Origin of the sequence: Enterococcus sp. DIV0174, assembly GCF_050529065.1 — a bacterium.
Lineage (GTDB): Bacteria > Bacillota > Bacilli > Lactobacillales > Enterococcaceae > Enterococcus_B > Enterococcus_B thailandicus.
In genome coordinates, this window is record NZ_CP172881.1 from 1,757,735 (window position 1) to 1,776,596 (window position 18,862).

19 protein-coding genes are annotated in these 18,862 nt (G+C 38.1%); 2 read left to right on the forward strand and 17 right to left on the reverse strand.

Translation table 11 applies throughout. From position 1 onward, the window contains the following. Nucleotides 1-136 precede the first annotated feature (136 nt). From IGJ93_RS08325 to fabT, 11 genes are all read right to left on the reverse strand, one after another. Entirely contained in the window at nucleotides 137-922 is a 786-nt protein-coding gene (locus IGJ93_RS08325; protein ID WP_270346093.1) for an acetyl-CoA carboxylase carboxyl transferase subunit alpha, read from the reverse strand. Then, nucleotides 915-1,784, reverse strand: a complete 870-nt coding sequence (accD, locus tag IGJ93_RS08330; RefSeq protein ID WP_071868245.1) for an acetyl-CoA carboxylase, carboxyltransferase subunit beta — start codon at nucleotides 1,782-1,784, stop codon at nucleotides 915-917. Before accD ends, IGJ93_RS08325 begins: the two co-directional genes overlap by 8 nt. Further along, complete coding sequence (locus IGJ93_RS08335) at nucleotides 1,785-3,164, reverse strand: acetyl-CoA carboxylase biotin carboxylase subunit (RefSeq protein ID WP_067480880.1); 1,380 nt, start codon at nucleotides 3,162-3,164, stop codon at nucleotides 1,785-1,787. A gap of 7 nt (nucleotides 3,165-3,171) precedes the next feature. Beyond that, the gene (gene fabZ, locus IGJ93_RS08340; RefSeq protein WP_067480877.1) at nucleotides 3,172-3,591 is read right to left on the reverse strand and encodes a 3-hydroxyacyl-ACP dehydratase FabZ; all 420 of its coding nucleotides are present in this window, start codon (nucleotides 3,589-3,591) and stop codon (nucleotides 3,172-3,174) included. Between the two features lie 14 nt (nucleotides 3,592-3,605). After that, nucleotides 3,606-4,091: an acetyl-CoA carboxylase biotin carboxyl carrier protein gene (gene accB / locus IGJ93_RS08345; RefSeq protein ID WP_071868244.1), complete on the reverse strand. Its 486-nt coding sequence runs from the start codon at nucleotides 4,089-4,091 to the stop codon at nucleotides 3,606-3,608. A 2-nt stretch (nucleotides 4,092-4,093) separates the two neighbouring features. Then, the gene (gene fabF, locus IGJ93_RS08350; RefSeq protein ID WP_067480871.1) at nucleotides 4,094-5,329 is read right to left on the reverse strand and encodes a beta-ketoacyl-ACP synthase II; all 1,236 of its coding nucleotides are present in this window, start codon (nucleotides 5,327-5,329) and stop codon (nucleotides 4,094-4,096) included. An 18-nt stretch (nucleotides 5,330-5,347) separates the two neighbouring features. After that, entirely contained in the window at nucleotides 5,348-6,085 is a 738-nt protein-coding gene (gene fabG / locus IGJ93_RS08355; RefSeq protein WP_067480868.1) for a 3-oxoacyl-[acyl-carrier-protein] reductase, read from the reverse strand. Between the two features lie 2 nt (nucleotides 6,086-6,087). After that, nucleotides 6,088-7,014: an ACP S-malonyltransferase gene (gene fabD, locus IGJ93_RS08360; protein ID WP_071868243.1), complete on the reverse strand. Its 927-nt coding sequence runs from the start codon at nucleotides 7,012-7,014 to the stop codon at nucleotides 6,088-6,090. Between the two features lie 104 nt (nucleotides 7,015-7,118). Then, nucleotides 7,119-7,343 carry an acyl carrier protein gene (locus IGJ93_RS08365; RefSeq protein WP_002287614.1) on the reverse strand — a complete coding sequence of 75 codons (225 nt, stop codon included), beginning with the start codon at nucleotides 7,341-7,343 and terminating at the stop codon, nucleotides 7,119-7,121. Between the two features lie 60 nt (nucleotides 7,344-7,403). Beyond that, nucleotides 7,404-8,366 carry a beta-ketoacyl-ACP synthase III gene (locus IGJ93_RS08370; protein WP_067480860.1) on the reverse strand — a complete coding sequence of 321 codons (963 nt, stop codon included), beginning with the start codon at nucleotides 8,364-8,366 and terminating at the stop codon, nucleotides 7,404-7,406. Nucleotides 8,367-8,375: 9 nt separating this feature from the next. Continuing rightward, nucleotides 8,376-8,816 carry a fatty acid biosynthesis transcriptional regulator FabT gene (gene fabT / locus IGJ93_RS08375; RefSeq protein ID WP_067480856.1) on the reverse strand — a complete coding sequence of 147 codons (441 nt, stop codon included), beginning with the start codon at nucleotides 8,814-8,816 and terminating at the stop codon, nucleotides 8,376-8,378. Nucleotides 8,817-9,121: 305 nt separating this feature from the next. On the opposite strand from fabT, the gene IGJ93_RS08380 reads away from it, so the two are divergent. Further along, nucleotides 9,122-10,045 carry a GIY-YIG nuclease family protein gene (locus IGJ93_RS08380; protein WP_285700572.1) on the forward strand — a complete coding sequence of 308 codons (924 nt, stop codon included), beginning with the start codon at nucleotides 9,122-9,124 and terminating at the stop codon, nucleotides 10,043-10,045. A 116-nt stretch (nucleotides 10,046-10,161) separates the two neighbouring features. On the opposite strand, the gene IGJ93_RS08385 is transcribed toward IGJ93_RS08380, so the two are convergent. The 6 genes from IGJ93_RS08385 to IGJ93_RS08410 form a co-directional block, all read right to left on the reverse strand. Then, nucleotides 10,162-10,392 carry a YkuJ family protein gene (locus tag IGJ93_RS08385; protein WP_067480849.1) on the reverse strand — a complete coding sequence of 77 codons (231 nt, stop codon included), beginning with the start codon at nucleotides 10,390-10,392 and terminating at the stop codon, nucleotides 10,162-10,164. An 85-nt stretch (nucleotides 10,393-10,477) separates the two neighbouring features. Then, the gene (locus IGJ93_RS08390; protein ID WP_075491336.1) at nucleotides 10,478-11,365 is read right to left on the reverse strand and encodes an NAD(P)-dependent oxidoreductase; all 888 of its coding nucleotides are present in this window, start codon (nucleotides 11,363-11,365) and stop codon (nucleotides 10,478-10,480) included. 76 nt (nucleotides 11,366-11,441) lie between these two features. Next, the gene (locus IGJ93_RS08395; RefSeq protein ID WP_075491335.1) at nucleotides 11,442-12,665 is read right to left on the reverse strand and encodes a glycosyltransferase family 4 protein; all 1,224 of its coding nucleotides are present in this window, start codon (nucleotides 12,663-12,665) and stop codon (nucleotides 11,442-11,444) included. A 17-nt stretch (nucleotides 12,666-12,682) separates the two neighbouring features. Further along, nucleotides 12,683-13,732 (reverse strand): glycosyltransferase, encoded by a 1,050-nt coding sequence (locus tag IGJ93_RS08400; RefSeq protein ID WP_285700574.1) that lies wholly within the window; start codon nucleotides 13,730-13,732, stop codon nucleotides 12,683-12,685. Between the two features lie 188 nt (nucleotides 13,733-13,920). Continuing rightward, nucleotides 13,921-15,648: a phosphoenolpyruvate--protein phosphotransferase gene (ptsP, locus tag IGJ93_RS08405; protein WP_067480840.1), complete on the reverse strand. Its 1,728-nt coding sequence runs from the start codon at nucleotides 15,646-15,648 to the stop codon at nucleotides 13,921-13,923. Then, on the reverse strand, nucleotides 15,648-15,914 hold the full coding sequence (locus tag IGJ93_RS08410) for a phosphocarrier protein HPr (protein WP_002287602.1): 267 nt from the start codon (nucleotides 15,912-15,914) through the stop codon (nucleotides 15,648-15,650). Before IGJ93_RS08410 ends, ptsP begins: the two co-directional genes overlap by 1 nt. A gap of 577 nt (nucleotides 15,915-16,491) precedes the next feature. On the opposite strand from IGJ93_RS08410, the gene IGJ93_RS08415 reads away from it, so the two are divergent. Further along, nucleotides 16,492-18,729, forward strand: coding sequence for an ATP-dependent Clp protease ATP-binding subunit (locus IGJ93_RS08415; protein WP_067480837.1), 2,238 nt, complete (start codon nucleotides 16,492-16,494; stop codon nucleotides 18,727-18,729). Nucleotides 18,730-18,862: the final 133 nt, after the last annotated feature.

Consider the following 18,862-nt stretch of genomic DNA (forward strand, 5'->3'; position numbering starts at 1 on the left):
TCATTCCCATTCACCCACATATCAAACGATTCCAAGCCGTTGTAAAATCCAATCGAACGAAAGAGACGCAAGCTGTTTTGTTTTTTCAATACAAAAAAAGGTCGGGATTTATCCCGACCTCTCATCATCAAATCGCTTAATACTTACGGAATCTTTCATAACGCTTTTCAAGTAAAGATGTTACATCCGTTTGCGATAATTCAGTTAATTTTTCAATCATTGATTTTTTCATCATGTATGCTATTTTAGCCCAGGGAATTGGTTCCCCATTAAAAGTTTCTGGAATCACCTTGTCCACAATCCCTAGCTCATGTAATTCAGGCGCGGTAATTTTCATCAGCTCCGCCGCTTCCGCCGCTCGGCTACCATCTTTCCATAAAATAGATGCAAAACCTTCTGGCGAAAGAATCGCATAAATTGTTTGTTCAAGCATCCAAACTTCATCTGCAACGCCAAGTGCAAGTGCACCACCGCTGCCGCCTTCGCCAATGATGATTGCTAAAATTGGCACGTTTAGATCAGACATTTCTAAAAGATTCTTAGCAATTGCTTCTCCTTCGCCGCGTTCTTCCGCTCCCACACCACAATAAGCCCCAGCAGTATTGATCAACGTGATGACTGGGCGTTTAAATTTTTCTGCCTGTTTCATCAATCGCAATGCTTTACGATACCCTTCCGGATGCGGTGAACCAAAGTTTCGTTGGATATTTTCCTGTAGATCTCGACCTTTTTGGATTCCAATCACCGTGACTGGTTTACCAGCTAAGCTAGCAACACCACCAACGATTGCTTCGTCGTCACCAAATAAACGATCCCCATGAAACTCCTGAAACCCATCAAAAATTTCTTCAAAAAAATCTAAACTCGTCCAACGTTCTTTTGCTCTAGCCAGTTGAACAACCTCATGAGCAGTTTTATTCATGATCCAACCAACCTTTCTGTGTATGCAATTCGAGCAAATGATGAATCGTTTTCTTCAATTCTGTTCGCGGAACAATCTGATCAACAAAACCATGAGCTAACAAAAATTCTGCCTTTTGAAAGTCTTCTGGTAATTCTTGCTTAATCGTTTGTTCGATTACCCGACGTCCAGCAAAACCAATCAAACTTTGCGGCTCAGCTAAAATCACGTCACCTTCCATCGCAAAACTGGCGGTTACACCACCAGTTGTAGGGTCAGTCAAAACGGTTAAGTAAAAAAGCCCTGCGTTGCTGTGACGTTTCACCGCCGCGGAAATTTTCGCCATTTGCATTAAAGAAAAAATGCCTTCTTGCATTCTGGCACCACCAGAGGCAGTGAACAAGACCACAGGTAATTTAGCAGTTAATGCTCGTTCAAATAATCTAGTTATTTTTTCACCAACAATCGTCCCCATGCTTCCCATAATAAAATTTGAATCCATAACACCAATCGCTAAAGGAATATCATTGATTGTTGCTTTACCAGTCAAAACTGCTTCATGCAAACCAGTTTTTTCTTGTATCACTTCAATTTTTTCTTGGTACCCTGGGAAATTCAAAGGATCTTCTGTCGTTAATTCGGTATCCCACTCTTCAAAACTTTTTTCATCAATCGTTAACGCTAATCGTTGCCAAGCACTGATACGAAACGTGTAACCACAATTGGGACAAACGCGTTCTTCACCAATATCTTTCGTATAAATGATATGTTTACAATTCGGACATTTTGCCCACATATTGTCAGGAACAGTTGGTGGACTTGTAGGTTGAGCTCCTCGATTTGGGTTAATGCGAATATATTTTTTCTTTTTAAACAGAGCCATCTACTCGCCTCCAATCTCCGTTTCAGGTGTCCAATTTGGTAAAAATTCTTCTTGTAAAAATGCCGTTGTATAATCACCAGCAATCACTGCTGGGTGACTAATCAAGTCCATTTGAAATTCGGCATTTGTCACAACACCGTCTGTCACGATTTCGCTCAAGGCACGTTGCATTTTCATCAACGCTTCAAAACGCGTATCACCATGAACGATGACTTTGGCAATCATTGAATCATAATATGGCGGTATTTTATAGCCTGAATAAACTGCGCTATCAACACGTAAACCCATGCCCCCAGCGGGAAGTAATAAGTTTTCAATGGTTCCGGGTGATGGAGCAAAATGAAAAGCTGGGTTTTCTGCATTGATTCGACATTCAATCGCATGGCCTTGAAACTTGATGTCATTTTGTTCTAAGCCCAATGGTTCACCCGCTGCAATTTCAATTTGTTTTTTCACTAAGTCAACACCTGTTACCATTTCTGTTACAGGATGTTCCACTTGAATTCGCGTATTCATTTCCATAAAGTAAAAGGCACCAGATTCATCCATTAGAAATTCAATGGTTCCAGCATTCTCGTAATTTACAGCTTTCGCTGCACGAACAGCCGCAGCGCCTAAATCTGCACGTTTTGCAGCAGAAATCACAACCGATGGTGATTCTTCAAGAACTTTTTGATTATTTCTTTGCAACGAACAATCACGCTCACCTAAATGAATGACATTTCCATAATGATCGCCCAATATTTGAACTTCAATATGTCTTGCTGGATAAATAATTTTCTCCAAATACATTTCGTCATTTCCAAACGCTGCAGCAGCTTCTTGTTGCGCTGAAGCAAAGTGTTGTGGTAGTTCTTCTTTGGTCATTACTTTTCGAATTCCTTTACCACCACCACCCGCAGCAGCTTTTAACATAACTGGGTAGCCAATCTTATCTGCAACTGACAAAGCTTCTTCCACAGTCGAAAGTACACCTTCACTTCCCGGAATTACCGGAACTTTGGCTTCTTGCATCAAGCGGCGGGCATTGATTTTATTCCCCATCGCATCAATGGTTTCACTTTTAGGTCCAATAAAAACAATATTGCATTCTTCACACATTGATGCAAAACGACTATTTTCAGATAAAAAACCAAAACCTGGGTGAATCGCTTCTGCCTTGGTAACAATTGCCGCACTTAAAACTTGTTGCACATTCAAATAAGAATCAACAGCTTTAGCTGGTCCAATACAGATCGCTTCATCTGCTAATTGAGTATGCAATGCATCAGCATCTGCTTCTGAATATACAGCAACTGTTTGAATACCTAATTCACGACAGGCACGAATAATCCGCACGGCAATTTCACCGCGGTTAGCTATCAAAACTTTTGAAAACATATTTCACCTATCCAATCATAAAGGTTAATTCAGCTTCGGCAACTTTTTTGCCATCCACTTTTGCGACACCCTTCCCGATTCCAGCGGAAGATTTTACTTTGATAATTTCAACTTCCAAATACAAAGTATCTCCTGGTGTCACTTTGCGACGGAATTTTGCTTTATCCAATCCGCCAAAATAAGCTGTCTTTCCTTTAAATTGTTCTAAAGACAATAAGGCAACGGCTCCAGCTTGTGCCATTGCTTCAACAATCAGCACACCGGGCATAACCGGTTCTTCTGGAAAATGACCTTGAAAAAAGGGTTCATTGATTGTGACATTTTTCTTAGCGATAACACTTTCACCTGCAACCATTTCTTCCACTCGATCAATCAGCAGCATTGGGTAACGATGTGGAATGATTTCTTTGATTTCTTGAATATTCATCTTCTACCTCTTTCTTATTTTGGCTGAATTTTAACGAGTGGTTGACCAAATTCAACAACTTCTTCATTTTCAACCAGAATTTCAACAATTTCTCCGTCAAAGTCACTGGTGATCTCATTCATTAGCTTCATTGCTTCAATAATGCAGATGATTTCACCTTTTGCTACTTGGTCACCAACTTTTTTGTAAGCTGGTTTATCCGGTGAAGGTTGCAAGTACACAACACCAACAATTGGTGATTTTACTTCAATGCCTTCAATTTCTTGCTTTGTGTCTGCTACTACAGTCTGTTCTTTAACAGGTTCATCTGCTTTGATTTCTGGTTTCGCTGATACAGGTTGAACTGCAGGTGCTTCCATCATTTGAGGTGCTGTTACTGCTCCACGACTGGTATTGTTTTTATTCATATAAAGTTCAAATTGACCTTCACGTAAATCAAATTCAGTCAAAGAAGATTGATCGAATTGCGTTACTAGTTCTTTAATTTCACTGATGTTCAAGCTTATTCCTCCCAGCGTTTCATGCAAAGGACCGCATTGTGTCCGCCAAAGCCTAGTGAGTTACTCATGGCATAAGTAAGTTCAGCAGGTTTGCTCTCATTTTTTACGACTGTTAAATCAATTTCTGGATCTTGATTTACTACGTTGATAGTTGGTGGTACAAATTGGTGCTCTAACGCTAATAATGTTGCTAAAGCCTCGATTCCCCCAGCAGCACCTAGTAAATGTCCTGTCATTGATTTTGTACTGCTAACATAAGTGTCTCGGAAGTTTTCACCAAGTGCTAGCTGAATTGCTTTTGCTTCTGCTTGGTCATTTGCAGGTGTGCTTGTTCCATGCGCATTAATATAGCCCACTTCTTCTGGTTGGATGCCTGCTTCGTCCATCGCCAATTTCATTGCTTTTGAAGCCCCTGATCCGTCTGGCGTTGGTGCTGTCATATGATATGCATCACAATTTGATCCATAACCTACGATTTCACCATAGATTTTCGCACCGCGTGCTTTTGCATGTTCTAAGGACTCGATCACTAAGATTCCAGCGCCTTCTCCCATAACAAAACCATTACGTTCTTCATCGAATGGAATAGAACCACGGTCTGGATCTGTAGCAGTTGATAAAGCTGTCAACGCAGCAAAACCTGCGATTCCCATTTCACAAATCGTTGCTTCTGTTCCGCCAGCTAGGATAACATCTGAATAACCATGTTTAATGTTACGGTAAGCTTCACCAATGGAGTTCGTTCCACTAGCACAAGCTGTAACGATTGATGTACAAATGCCTTTAGCACCTACTCGTAAAGCAATATTCCCAGCAGCCATGTTGGCAATCGACATAGGAACAAACATTGGTGATACTCGTTTAGCGCCTTTTTCATGCAAGCGAATTACTTGATTCTCAATTGTTGGTAAACCACCAATTCCTGAACCAACGATAACACCGAAACGATCTTGATCAATTTTTTCTTTTTCTAATCCACTCATTTCAATTGCTTCAAGAGCAGCATAGATTCCATAAATTGAAAACATATCCATACGTTTGCTATCTTTTTTAATAAAATATTTATCATAAGGGAAATCTTTTACTTCACCAGCTAGCGTAATCCCTGTTTCAGTTGCATCAAATTTCGTAATTGGTGCAATTCCGTTCGTTCCGTTTTTTAAACTATCTAAAAAGCTATCTCCATCGTTTCCGATTGGCGAAGTAACACCATAGCCTGTAATTACTACTCGATTCATCAATCATCTTCCTTTCTATTATCCGTGCATGACCAAACCGCCATCAACATTAATCACTTGACCTGTGATGTACGCATTTTCTGCTAAGAAAACTGCAGTCTTGGCAATATCTTCCACGTTACCAAAGCGCTGCAATGGAATTTGTTTTGTGACTTGTTCTTTTACTTTTTCTGATAGAACATCCGTCATGTCTGTTGCAATAAAGCCCGGCGCAATGGCGTTACATGTAATTCCACGCGTCGCTACTTCTCTAGCAACTGATTTGGTTAAGCCAACAACTCCGGCTTTACTGGCTGCATAGTTTGCTTGTCCGACATTCCCGATTAAACCAGAAACACTTGCCAAATTGATGATTGCACCTTCACGTTTTTTCATCATTTGTTTTAGAACATGTTGGGTCATGTTGAATGTACCAGTCAAATTGATATCCAAACATTTTTTGAAGTCTTCAGCGTCCATCCGAAGTAATAATTTGTCATTTGTGATTCCAGCGTTATTGACTAAAATATCAACAGAACCTAGCTGCTCTTGCGCTTCCTTGATCATTTCACCTGCTTTAGTAAAATCTGCGATATCACCAGATACCCCAATGCAGGTAACACCTAAAGCTGAAATTTCAGCCAATTTTTCTGAAGAAATCGCGCTGCGACCATTTAAGACAACATTGGCACCCGCTTTAGCAAACGCAATTGCAATTGCTTCCCCGATACCTCTCGTACTTCCTGTGACAAAAACGTTTTTTCCTCTAACGTCCATAATTACCTCCCCGATAATCGTTGATAAGTTTCTTCAAATGTTTGTTGATTCTCAACACGGTAAACAGGAATCGTTTTATCGATTTTTTTCATGAAACCACTCAAGACTTTCCCTGGTCCGACTTCAATCATTTGGTCAATTCCCAATGATTTTAATTTTTCAATACTTTCATAAAAACGAACAGGAGACATCACTTGACGCTCTAATAAGTTTGGAATTGCTTCTTTTGTCATAACCTCAGTGGTTGTATTGCTAATCACTGGGATCCTTGGTTCGTTAAATGAGATTGTTTTTAATTCCTTCGCTAGCTTTTGCGCTGCTGGCGCTAGGATGGCTGTATGAAATGGTCCACTAACATTTAATGGAATCATTCGTTTGGCGCCTTGTTCTTGTAACAAAGTCATCGCCGCGTCAACAGCTGTCACTTCCCCACCAATAACGATTTGCTGTGGTGTATTGTAATTTGCAGGTGAAACAATGCCAAACTGACTTGCTTCCTGACAACAAGCTTCAATCAATTCAATCGGCGTATTCATCACAGCGACCATTTTGCCACTTCCGGTTGGCGCAGCCTCAGTCATATAAGCACCGCGTTTAGCCACTAATGCTACTGCTTCTGCAAACGATAGCGCTTCGCTTGCAACCAATGCTGAATATTCTCCTAAGCTAAGCCCTAATGCTGCGTCCGGAGTAATTCCTTGTTCTTGTAATAAGCGATGATAGGCAACACTTACCGTTAAAATCGCCGGTTGTGTGTAAGTGGTCTGATCTAGTTGCTGATTTTCAGTAAAACACAATTCTGCCATGTCATAACCAAGAATTTGGCTTGCTTCATCAAATGTTTGTTTTACTACGGGTTCATGGTATAAATCTTGACCCATGCCTTGGTATTGAGCGCCTTGCCCACTAAATAAAAATGCTGTTTTCATTATATTCTCCAATAATTTAGGATAGACGACTAAGTATCCATTTATTCAAAAAGGCTAAGACATTTCACATCGGAAATGTCCCAGCCCCCAACCTTATTACATGATTATGCAGTTTGTTTTTCAACGTAAGTAACTAAATCTTGTACAGTTTTAATGCCATCTTCTGTTTCAATTTTCACATCGAATTCATCTTCGATTTCGTTGATGATTTGGAATAAGTCCAAGCTATCAGCTTCTAAATCTTCTTGAATATCTGTGGTTAATTTAATTTCTTCTGTTTCTTTACCTAATTCTTCTGCAATAATTTCTTGAATTTTTTCGAATACCATACGATATATTCCTCCGATATTGTTTACAATTTTATAGTTTTATTTTTATCATTTATCAGTTTATAGCTCCATGAGGATACTTCCCCATGTTAAACCTCCGCCATAACCTGTAAATACCACTTTTTGATTACTGCCTAATTGAAGCGTTCCAGCGGAAACCGCCTCGTCTAATAAAATAGGAATACTTGCAGCAGAAGTATTACCATATTTATCCATGTTTGCTAGAAACTGCTCTTGTGGAATTTTGACCTTCCGAGCAATTTTTTCAATAATTCGTTGATTTGCTTGATGCAAAAGTAGATAATCAACTGAATTTTCTTGCGTTATTTCTTTTAGATTTTTCGCGACATCTCGGACTGCAAAGTCAAAAATATCACGTCCAACCATTTGCAAATAGTAAGAACCTTCTGACTTTTCAGAATAAAATGGACTTTTATTTTCATGATATCCTGCTGTTAACGAAGAACCTCGTGTACCATCCGTTGCTAAATGCTCCACTAATAATTTTTGTGTTGCGCCAGCTTCTAATAACACACCACCTGCTCCATCACCGAATAAAACAGCTGTAGAGCGGTCTGTCCAGTCAAGTAACTTAGACAACGTTTCTCCACCAATGACAAGCCCTTTTTTCGAGCCACAGCGAATCAGTTTTTCAGCAATACTTAGTGCATACACAAAACCAGTACAAGCAGCACTCAAATCAAAAGCAATTGCTTTGGTTGCGCCCAATCGACCTTGGACTTGCGCAGCCACTGACGGCATTGCATAATCCGGAGAAATCGTAGCAACTACGATGAAATCCAGTTCTTCGGGTTGGATTTTTTGCTTTTCTAGTAATTTTTGCGCAACTAGGAAACAAAGATCTGATGTTGTTTGATTCGTTACACAACGTCTTTCTCTAATCCCAGTTCGTGAACGAATCCATTCATCTGATGTTTCCATCATTTGTGAAAGCTCATCGTTAGTCACGATTCTTTCAGGAAGTACACTTGCAGTTGCCGTAATTGTTCCAAATTGTTCCATTAACGTTCCTCACTTATACTCTCGCAAGAAATCATGCAAGTTTTTCAGTGCATTTAGCAAAGCATGTTGTTCTTGGTCGCCCATTCCATCCAGAATGTTTTTGACCATTTCTCGATGAAAATGTTGATGTACGCGATACAATAGCTTTCCTTTTTTCGTCAAGCCCAGTTTCACCACACGCCGATCATCTTCACTGCGAATACGCTCAACATACCCTTTTTTCACTAATTTGTTGATGGCAGTGGTCAAGGTCCCAACAGTGATCGATAACTCCTTTGCTACTTCTGAAGTTGTTTTTTTCTTATACATCCCGATTGCCTCGATCGTATGCATCTCAGTAATTGATAGATCGTTGAATTGTGATTTTTTCAACTCAGACTCTTCGATCGTCAAAATATCATTGAACACACTTACGAGATAATCATTAACTGTTTTCAAATCTGGTTCCATGTTCCACCATCCACTAATTAGTTTGATTATCAAATCTTTTGATGTTCAAACTATATCTTAACTTTTTTCAAAAATCAACCATAATCAACAACTTTTTTCGATTCTCAGTTTATTTTAAGAAAAAATTCATTTATAAATGCTGATAAAACAAATATTTAACAAAGATAGATTAAAAATTCATTTCAAAAAAATATTTTGATTATCAAAGCTTTTTTGTCCAGTAGTTTTCTAAAAAAACAAGTTTTCTTGTTTGTTTTTTTCAAATTTGATATAGTTTTTTTGATTGAAAGATAAAAGGAGTAATTATGCTTAAAGAAAAAGTGAAACATTTGCCTCTTCTTCCCGGGGTTTATTTAATGAAAGATAAACATGGCTCAGTGATTTATGTTGGTAAAGCCAAGCAATTAAAAAATCGTGTGAGTAGTTACTTTCAGCAAAACAAACAACATTCAACTAAAGTGCTACGAATGGTACATACAATTGTCGATTTTGATTTTGTGGTGGTAGATACCGAATTAGATGCATTGCTTTTAGAATGTGAATTGATTCAACACTATCATCCATTCTATAATCGACAGATGAACTATTTTACCAATTACAATTATCTTCAATTAACTGATACTGGTTTTATCCTGTCAGATGAGCCGACTGCTCAAAGCTTCGGTCCTTTTCGTTCCTACAAAAAAATACCTACTATCTTACGTATTTTAGAAGAGACTTACCAAATGCCTTGGCTGAAAGAAATTAGTTTATTAGCTTTGCGAACACAACTTCCAACAATCGCTCAGTTTTCCTTTCAACAAAAGAAAAAAGAAATTGAAGGTCTTTTAAAAGGTCGAAATAAAAAAGTTTTAACTTATCTTAAACAACGACAAGAACACTTTATTGAACTTCTCAATTTCGAACGTGCAAGTAGTATTCAAAGTGAAATTGAGTTAATGACTTACTTCATCCAGCAAATCCAAAACCAAAAGACCTTTTTGCAAACACCTCGTCTCATTTTGTCTTTACCCGTTGCAGCAGATCAAGAATTGACAAAATATTATTTGATTTGCTACGGTCAATTAGTAGCGACAACTAAAATAGCTGGTAACACCCCACCTAATTTTCATTTTGCTGTTGGAAATGATACTTTAGCAAAAAAACAACAGCTAACAAAAGCTGAAGTTGATCCTGTTCAAATTTTACTCAGCTATCAACGCAAGCTTAGCAAAGAACAGTCACAATAAATAACCTACGAGCGTCTCTTAATAGCCACTCAAACAGAACAACATAAAAAGACCAAGACGAATAATCATCTCGGTCTTTTTATGTTGTTTACAAGCTTACGCTAAATGAGCAAAACTTATTGGATTAAGTCGTAGATTTCCATCGCAACGATATCAATATTATCAAACTCGTATTGTTGGTGTGTATCTGTTTCAGTTAATTCAAATGTAGTAGTTGCTTTATCATAAGTTACTGTACATTTTTCAACGCCTTCTTTTTCAAAGCGACGAACTTGCAACTCGTTGTCTGCTGATTCGACCATAGCCTCCAGTCGTTTAATAATTGCGACTAATTGTGAATGTGTCATAGGAGGTCCTCCTTTTCTTATTTCTGTTATATTGTATCAAAGTCATGGCTGTCTTGCATTGATTTTCGCGAAAAAAACCAGTTTTTTATGATTTTTTTTCTGGAACATTTCCATTCGGCCACCAAAGTTTAATCAACGCTTGTGTCCCATCATTTTCAAACCCTTTACCAGCCAACTGTTCGTACAAGATAAGTGCTTGTTTTGTAGCTGGTAGTTCAAGTGATTGGTTTTCAGCTTCATCTAAAGCAATTTTTAAATCTTTGATAAAATGTTTAACAAAAAATCCGGGAGAGTAGTCTTCGCGTAAAATACGTGGCGCATAATTGCTCAAAGACCAGTTTGCTGCACTACCACCAGAAAGCGTTTCAATCACCTTTTTCAAATCAAGTTGATTTTTTTGTGCGTAAGCTAACATTTCGGTCATCCCTGTCATTGTACCAGCAATCATGATTTGGTTGGCCATTTTTGTATGCTGACCTTTTCCTGCATCACCATGTAATGTAAAAGTTGAGCCAAACTCTCTAAAAATTGGTAAAACTTTTTCGTAGACATCTGATTGTCCACCAACCATAATGGTTAATGTCGCGTTCTTTGCTCCTAAGTCGCCACCAGAAACTGGCGCATCCAACGCAGCTGCTCCCTTTTCAGAAGCTGTCTGAGCAATTTTTTCTGCCAAAGTTGGCGTACTGGTTGTTAAGTCAACTACAATTTTCCCCGAAACATCTGCTGAAAAAATCCCATTTTGCCCATAATAGATTTCTTCAACGTCTGTTGGGTATCCAACCATTGTAAAAATCACTTCGCTTTGTCTAGCAACTAGTTGTGGTGTCTCTGCCCAAACAGCTCCCTTAGCAACTAAAGGATCTGCTTTTGCTTTTGTTCGATTATAAACGACCACTTCGTATCCTGCTCGTAATAAGTGTTCAACAATTGAGCTACCCATTACTCCTGTTCCAATAAATCCGAGTTTCATCTTTCAACCTCCTAAAAAAAAACCTTGACTCTAGTATACGCTAGAATCAAGGTTTTTTAAGAATAAATTGCTTTATTTATCGTTTAAATGAATTTAATTTAATTTTAATTCGCTCGATGGAAGCTTCTTCTTCTTTTCTGCGCGTTTCCTCTTCATGATAAACAATCATGTCTTGATAAAATTCAATCATTGCTTCACCAAAATGAGTAGACGAAATTTCATAAAGCTTCGCAGCTAAAACTGCTTCATCACGAGGAATCTCATCTGTTATATATTGAATAAGTGCTGGTGCAAAATCTTGGTCTGTTTCAAATGTTTTTCCTAATGATGCGTGATCAAATAGGCGATTTAAATAAGCGTTACCTTCAACCACACACGGTGTACCAGCAGCCATAGCTTCTGTATATGTTAACCCTTGTGTCTCGGAAGTGGACGCGCTGACAAAATAATCAGCTGCTTTATAATACAGAGCAACTGCATTGTTATCAACTTCACCAGTAAACTGAACGACTTCTTGTAAGTCTAATTCTTCTATTAACTCTTGTAATTCTTCCATATAAGGTCCTTTTCCAACAATCACTAAGCGCGCATTTGGATAAGATGCAATGACTTCTGGAAAACCTTGAATAATTGCTTGAATGTTTTTCTCATACGAGAGCCGACTAAGCGAAAGCACCATCAATTGGTCATCAGTCATTCCTAATGACGTACGTAAGGCGCTGATTTCCTGAGTGGTAATATCTGATCGCTTAAACTTCTCGATATCAATCCCCGTTGGAATCACTCGCAACGGTGCAACTACACCATACCCACGTAACGTGTCAATCACTCGTTCACTTGGACAAACCACTCCTGTCGTATGGTTAGCAAAAATACGCGAAAAATATTTGACGTGTGACTGTCTGATCACCTTACCATTTGCAATATAATGAAGATAATCCTCATACATTGTATGGTAAGTATGAATAACTGGAATTTTCAATTTCTTGGCTACCATTTTCCCCAGAATCCCCGCTCCAAATTCGGTATGTGTATGAATCAAATCTAGCTCCAGCTCTTTGGCAACTAAATAAGCATACCACATACCTCTTACAACGATTCGCCGATCTTTGAAAGAAACAAACGGAACACTTGGCATCCTAATAACATCTTTTTCTAATTTATCCGCATTCGGATCTGTTGTAGTGAAAATATAGACTTCATGACCATTTTTTTCAAGTTCATCTTTTAATGTCTTTATTGATGTAGAAACCCCGCTAACTTGCGGAAAATAGGTATCGGTAAAAAAGCCAACTTTCATGTTTTTTTGCCTCCAAACTACCTTTTCATTGATTTACTTTTTCTTACCTCTAAAGGTGTTTCTTGTTCCTCTAACACCATTTCATAAACTTCTTGAAGTTCTCGCCCAATTCGTTCGATGCTACGTTCTTCGGCTGTTTGATAACCAGCTTGCACCAAACTTGGAACCTCTTTTTCAGTTATTTGTCTGATCTTTTCAATAAATTCTTGATTCGTTCGTCCCATATAACAGTTTTCGCCATCTTTTAACCAGCCTTCATACACTGGAATATCTCTAACTAAGACATTTTGTCGACTTGCTAGCGCCTCTAAAACAACGATTCCTTCAGTTTCTTCGTATGAAGGAAAGAAAAACAAATCTGCACCTGAATAAGCACCCTCAATGACATCTCCACGAATGTAACCAGGGAATATGACATTTTCCGGATGGTCTTCTTTAACGATTTTTCGAATATTTTTAGGGATCGAGTACATCGGTACATGACCAAACCAAACAAATGTGTACTCAGGCATTTCTCTAGCAATTTCAACGAAGTCAATGATTCCCTTTCGTTCAAAAAACAAGCCAACACAAATCACTACTTTTTGATCTGAAGACAAATTGAAATATTCTCTAAACCTTTGTTCTTTCGTAAGATCAGGTTGGTATTTATCTAAATCAATTCCATTGGAAATTGCACGAATAGGTACTTCGATTCCGTAGCTTTCTAATAACTTTTTAGAATATGGCGTAGGCGTAATCAAATAATCTGCCTTTTGATACAAACTCACTAGATATTTTTTGACGACAGGAGATAATTGGTTAGAGCCAATAAACGAATTGCGAAAGTCTTCTTCTGTCGAATGTGCATGATAAACAACTTTCTTGCCATCTCTTCGCGCTTTGTTAACCATATTATGACTATTGATACCATAAGTATTAATGTGCAAAATATCATAGTCGTCGTTGGTATCTAATGTATAAGGAATCCCTACATCTGACAAAGCACGCTTTTGATGATCAAGCGCACGCCCAATCCCAGATTTTGCAAGTATTTTTTCACTTTCAAAATATAATAATACTTTCACCTTACGTCCCCCTTCTTCTATATAGTATAACATAGCCAAGAAACTGTCACTCAAACTTAAGCCCTATTTTTCAACAACTTAAAAAGTAAGCGATTCAATTGAAAAAACTAAACATGTTACGAGAAAATAAAAAAAGTGTTAGAAATCTCGCTAAAGCTAGCAAAATTTCTAACACTCAATAGTCAAGCTTATTTTACGTATTCATTTACAAGTTCAACGACTTCTTCCATTGTATCGCAATCTTTCAATGCGCGATCTGCAAGTTCAGCCATTTTCGTTGTATCTAAACGTTTCATCAAGCTACGTGTTTTAAGAATAGATGTTGCGCTCATTGAGAACTCATCTAAGCCCATACCAACTAATAGAGGCACAGCTGTTTGATCCCCAGCCATTTCTCCACACATTCCAGCCCATTTGCCTTCAGCATGTGCTGCGTCAATCACGTTTTTAATTAGACGTAAGATTGATGGATTGTAAGGTTGATATAGATATGAAACACGTTCATTCATACGATCAGCAGCCATAGTATATTGGATCAAGTCGTTTGTACCTACTGAGAAGAAGTCAACTTCCTTAGCAAACTTGTCAGCAATGACAGCTGCGGCAGGAATTTCAATCATAATTCCGACTTGGATTGTATCAGATACTTCCACGCCTTCATTAATTAATTTTTGTTTTTCATCTTCAAAGATTCCTTTTGCTGCACGGAATTCTTTCAAAGTAGCTACCATTGGGAACATGATACGCAAGTTACCATGAACAGAGGCACGTAACAATGCACGCATTTGTGTGCGGAACATGTCATCACCTTGTTCAGACAAGCTGATACGTAGTGCACGATAACCCAAGAATGGGTTCATTTCGTGTGGTAATTGTAAGTAAGGCAATTCTTTGTCCCCACCGATGTCCATTGTACGAACAACAACAGGTTTACCTTCCATACCTTCTAGGACAGCTTTGTAAGCTTTATATTGGTCGTCTTCTGTAGGGAAGTCCGGAGAATCCATGTATAAAAATTCTGTACGATAAAGACCAACAGCTTCTCCGCCGTTGTTATGAACACCAACTAAATCTTTTGGTGTTCCAATATTTGCGGCTAATTCAAAATGCTTGCCATCAGCCGTAACTGTTTCAGCATTTTTTAATTTTTCCCATTCTGCTTTTTGTGCAGCGTAAGATTCTCCTGCTTTAATAAATTCAGCCTTTTGTTCTTCTGTTGGTTCGATGATTACATCACCTTCGATACCATTAACAGCTAACATTTGACCTTCTTTTACTTTAGCAGTGATTTCTTTCGTTCCAACGATTGCTGGAATTTCTAAAGAACGAGCCATAATTGCAGAGTGAGAAGTGCGTCCGCCAATATCAGTCACAAAAGCTTTAACAAATGTACGATCTAATTGAGCTGTGTCACTTGGTGTCAAATCATGAGCAACAACGACAACTTCTTCGTTAATCATTGAAGGATTTGGCAAGTTCACACCTAATAGATGCGCTAAAATACGTTTTGCAACGTCACGAATGTCAGCAGCACGTTCTTGCATATAAGCGTTGTCATCCATAGCTTCAAACATGCCAATATACATATCAGTTACTTCTTTAAGAGCTGATTCAGCATTCACACTGTTATCTTTAATATTTTGCTTGATTTGACCAATCATTTCTGGGTCTGATAGAACCATCAAATGAGCATCAAATACTTGCGCTTCTGCTTCACCTAAGCTTTGCGCTGCTTTTTCACGAATTTGTTGCAATTCTTCAGTAGATTTTAATAATGCAGCATCTAAACGAGTTTCTTCAGCAGCTGTATCTTCTACTGTTGTCTTACTGAATGATAAATCCGGTTGAACTAGCAGGTAAGCTTTTGCAACGGCTACACCGTCACTAGCGGCAATCCCTTTTAGCATTTCAACCATTATTCAGATAAGCCTTCTTTCTTCATTGTTTCTACGATAGCTGCCATAGCGTCTGCTTCGTCAGCACCTTCAGCTGTAATTGTAACGTCAGAACCTTGACCTACACCTAAAGACATAACGCCCATGATAGATTTCAAGTTTACTGATTTACCTTTATACTCTAAGTTTACATCAGAGTTAAATTTGCTTGCTGTTTGTACTAATAATGTAGCTGGACGTGCGTGGATCCCAGTTTCTGCTACTACGTGAAATTCTTTCTTTTCCATATTGATCGGTCTCCTTTAAGTGAGTGTTGTTTTTATGTGAGGGTTTTCTTTTTTAGCAATCCAGAAGATTTCTAATAAAGCTTTACCCTTTCATTTGTAAAGATTACCATTTTTTGTCGACAGATACAACAGTTTTCATTCAAATTCAATGAAAAGTATTTTATTTAAACTCCTTTTCTTTTCGTTATTGGATTTATCCTTTCGCATTCATTCGTTGATTCCGTTTTCAATAAACTTCTATTATTTTATCTTCTTTTTTGGACAAATCACACGAATTTTTTTCTTCTCTCTTCCTTAAGAAAAAGGACAAGGCTTTGTTATGTAGTCTAAGACATTCTTTCTATTAGATGCGCCTTTATTACGCTATTTTAAAATCAAAATTGATTCGAGTTAAAATAGTTGATTCTCTTCTTTTTTTTAGTATAATAAGTTCAAAGGTCAGAAATGGTCAATAGACTTTTTTTACCTTCTCAACTAACGAATGATGGAAGAAAGATAAGGGTTTTCTTTTTACCTCTTGAAATATGCGTTGTAAAATAAAGATGCAACCCATTTTGTGAAAGGACGTGAACTACACATGCTTTGTCAAAATTGTGGCAAAAATGAAGCAACGATTCATTTATACGCAACAGTTAACGGACATCGAGCGCAATTAGATTATTGCCAGAGCTGTTATCAAAAAATGAAAAATCAAAAAAATGGAGGTCTGACAAATATGGCCCAAAATGATCCATTTGGATTTGGTAGTCTTGACGATCTATTCCGTTCAATGTCTAATCAAATGCAACAACAAGGAAATGGTTATGAACAAACACCACCTACTCAATTCGGTGGCGGTAATAACTTTAACGGTGGACAACCACCACAAGGAAATACTGAAGGTTTGCTTGGTGAGTATGGCATTAATATCACTGAACAAGCTCGTCAAGGTGATATCGACCCAGTTATCGGTCGTGATGAAGAAATCAAACGTGTGGTTGAAATCCTCAACCGCCGAACAAAAAACAATCCTGTTTTAATTGGTGAACCTGGTGTTGGTAAAACAGCAGTCGTTGAGGGTTTGGCACAAAAAATCGTTGATGGCGATGTTCCACAAAAATTGATGGATAAAGAAGTCATTCGTCTAGATGTTGTTTCTTTAGTTCAAGGAACTGGGATTCGTGGTCAGTTTGAAGAACGGATGCAAAAACTGATTGAAGAAATCACACAAGCAGAAAATGTAATCTTATTCATTGATGAAGTTCATGAAATCGTTGGTGCAGGTGCTGCGGGTGATGGAAACATGGACGCCGGAAATATCTTAAAACCAGCTTTAGCTCGTGGTGAACTTCAAATGGTTGGTGCTACTACTTTGAACGAATACCGAATTATTGAAAAAGATGCTGCTCTTGAACGTCGGATGCAGCCAGTCCGTGTCGATGAGCCAACTGTCGATGAAACAATTAGTATTTTAAAAGGTCTACAAAAACGTTATGAGGACTACCATCATGTGAAATATACAGATGAAGCAATCAAAGCTGCAGCTGTCCTGTCTAACCGTTACATCCAAGACCGCTTTTTACCTGATAAAGCAATTGATTTATTAGATGAAACTGGTTCAAAGAAAAATTTGACGATCCAAATCGTTGATCCAAAAACGATTGATAAAAAACTGCAAGAAGCTGAAACACAAAAAACGCAAGCTTCTAACGAAGAAGACTTTGAAAAAGCAGCCTATTATCGTGACCAAATCAATAAACTTCAAAAAATGAAGGAAAAACAAATCACCGATGAAGAAACACCAGTCATCACAGAAAAAGATATGGAACAAATTGTTGAACAACGCACAGGTATTCCTGTTGGTGAATTGAAAGAAAAAGAACAAACACAGCTTAAAAATCTTGCAACTGATTTGAAAGCGCACGTAATTGGTCAAGACAACGCCGTAGAACGCGTTGCCAAAGCCATCCGCCGTAACCGCGTTGGATTAAGCAAAAAAGATCGCCCAATTGGTTCATTCTTATTTGTTGGACCTACTGGCGTCGGGAAAACAGAACTTGCTAAACAATTAGCTTTCGAGTTATTTGGTTCCGAAGACTCAATGATTCGTTTCGACATGTCTGAATACATGGAAAAACACAGCGTGTCAAAATTGATTGGTTCCCCTCCTGGCTATGTTGGTTATGAAGAAGCTGGTCAATTAACTGAAAAAGTACGACGTAATCCGTATAGCCTAATCTTGCTTGATGAAGTTGAAAAGGCACATCCAGATGTCTTGCACATGTTCTTGCAAATTTTGGATGATGGTCGTTTAACAGATGCGCAAGGTCGGACAGTCAGCTTCAAAGATACGATCATCATTATGACAAGTAATGCTGGTACAGGTAAAGTTGAAGCAAATGTTGGTTTCGGTGCAGCGAGAGAAGGCGTTACTCGCTCTGTTTTGAATCAATTAAACAACTATTTCACACCAGAATTCTTGAACCGTTTTGATGGCATCATTGAATTCAGTGCTTTGTCAAAAGAAGATTTAATGTCCATCGTTACTTTAATGTTGAATGACGTGAATGAAATGTTGGCACCTCAACAACTTCATATTGAAGTACCTGAAAATGTCAAAGAAAAATTAGTTGATTTAGGATATGATCCATCAATGGGCGCACGTCCACTTCGTCGAACAATCCAAGAACAAATTGAAGACGGGATTGCGGAATTCTATCTAGATCATCCAACAATCCATGATTTGAAAGCAAAACTAGATAAAGAAAACCGAATCGTTATTACATCAAAACCTGAACGTTTGGCAAAAGAATCAAAATCTGAAGCTGTGGAATAATTGACAACTAACAACTGTTCGCAGTGTGAATCAAAAAGATAAGTCGTGCTTTCTTCAATTTGTTTTACAAATTTTATAGAAAGTTCGGCTTTTCTTTCTCTCCTTAGTTTTTTTTAAAAGACAATGCAAATTA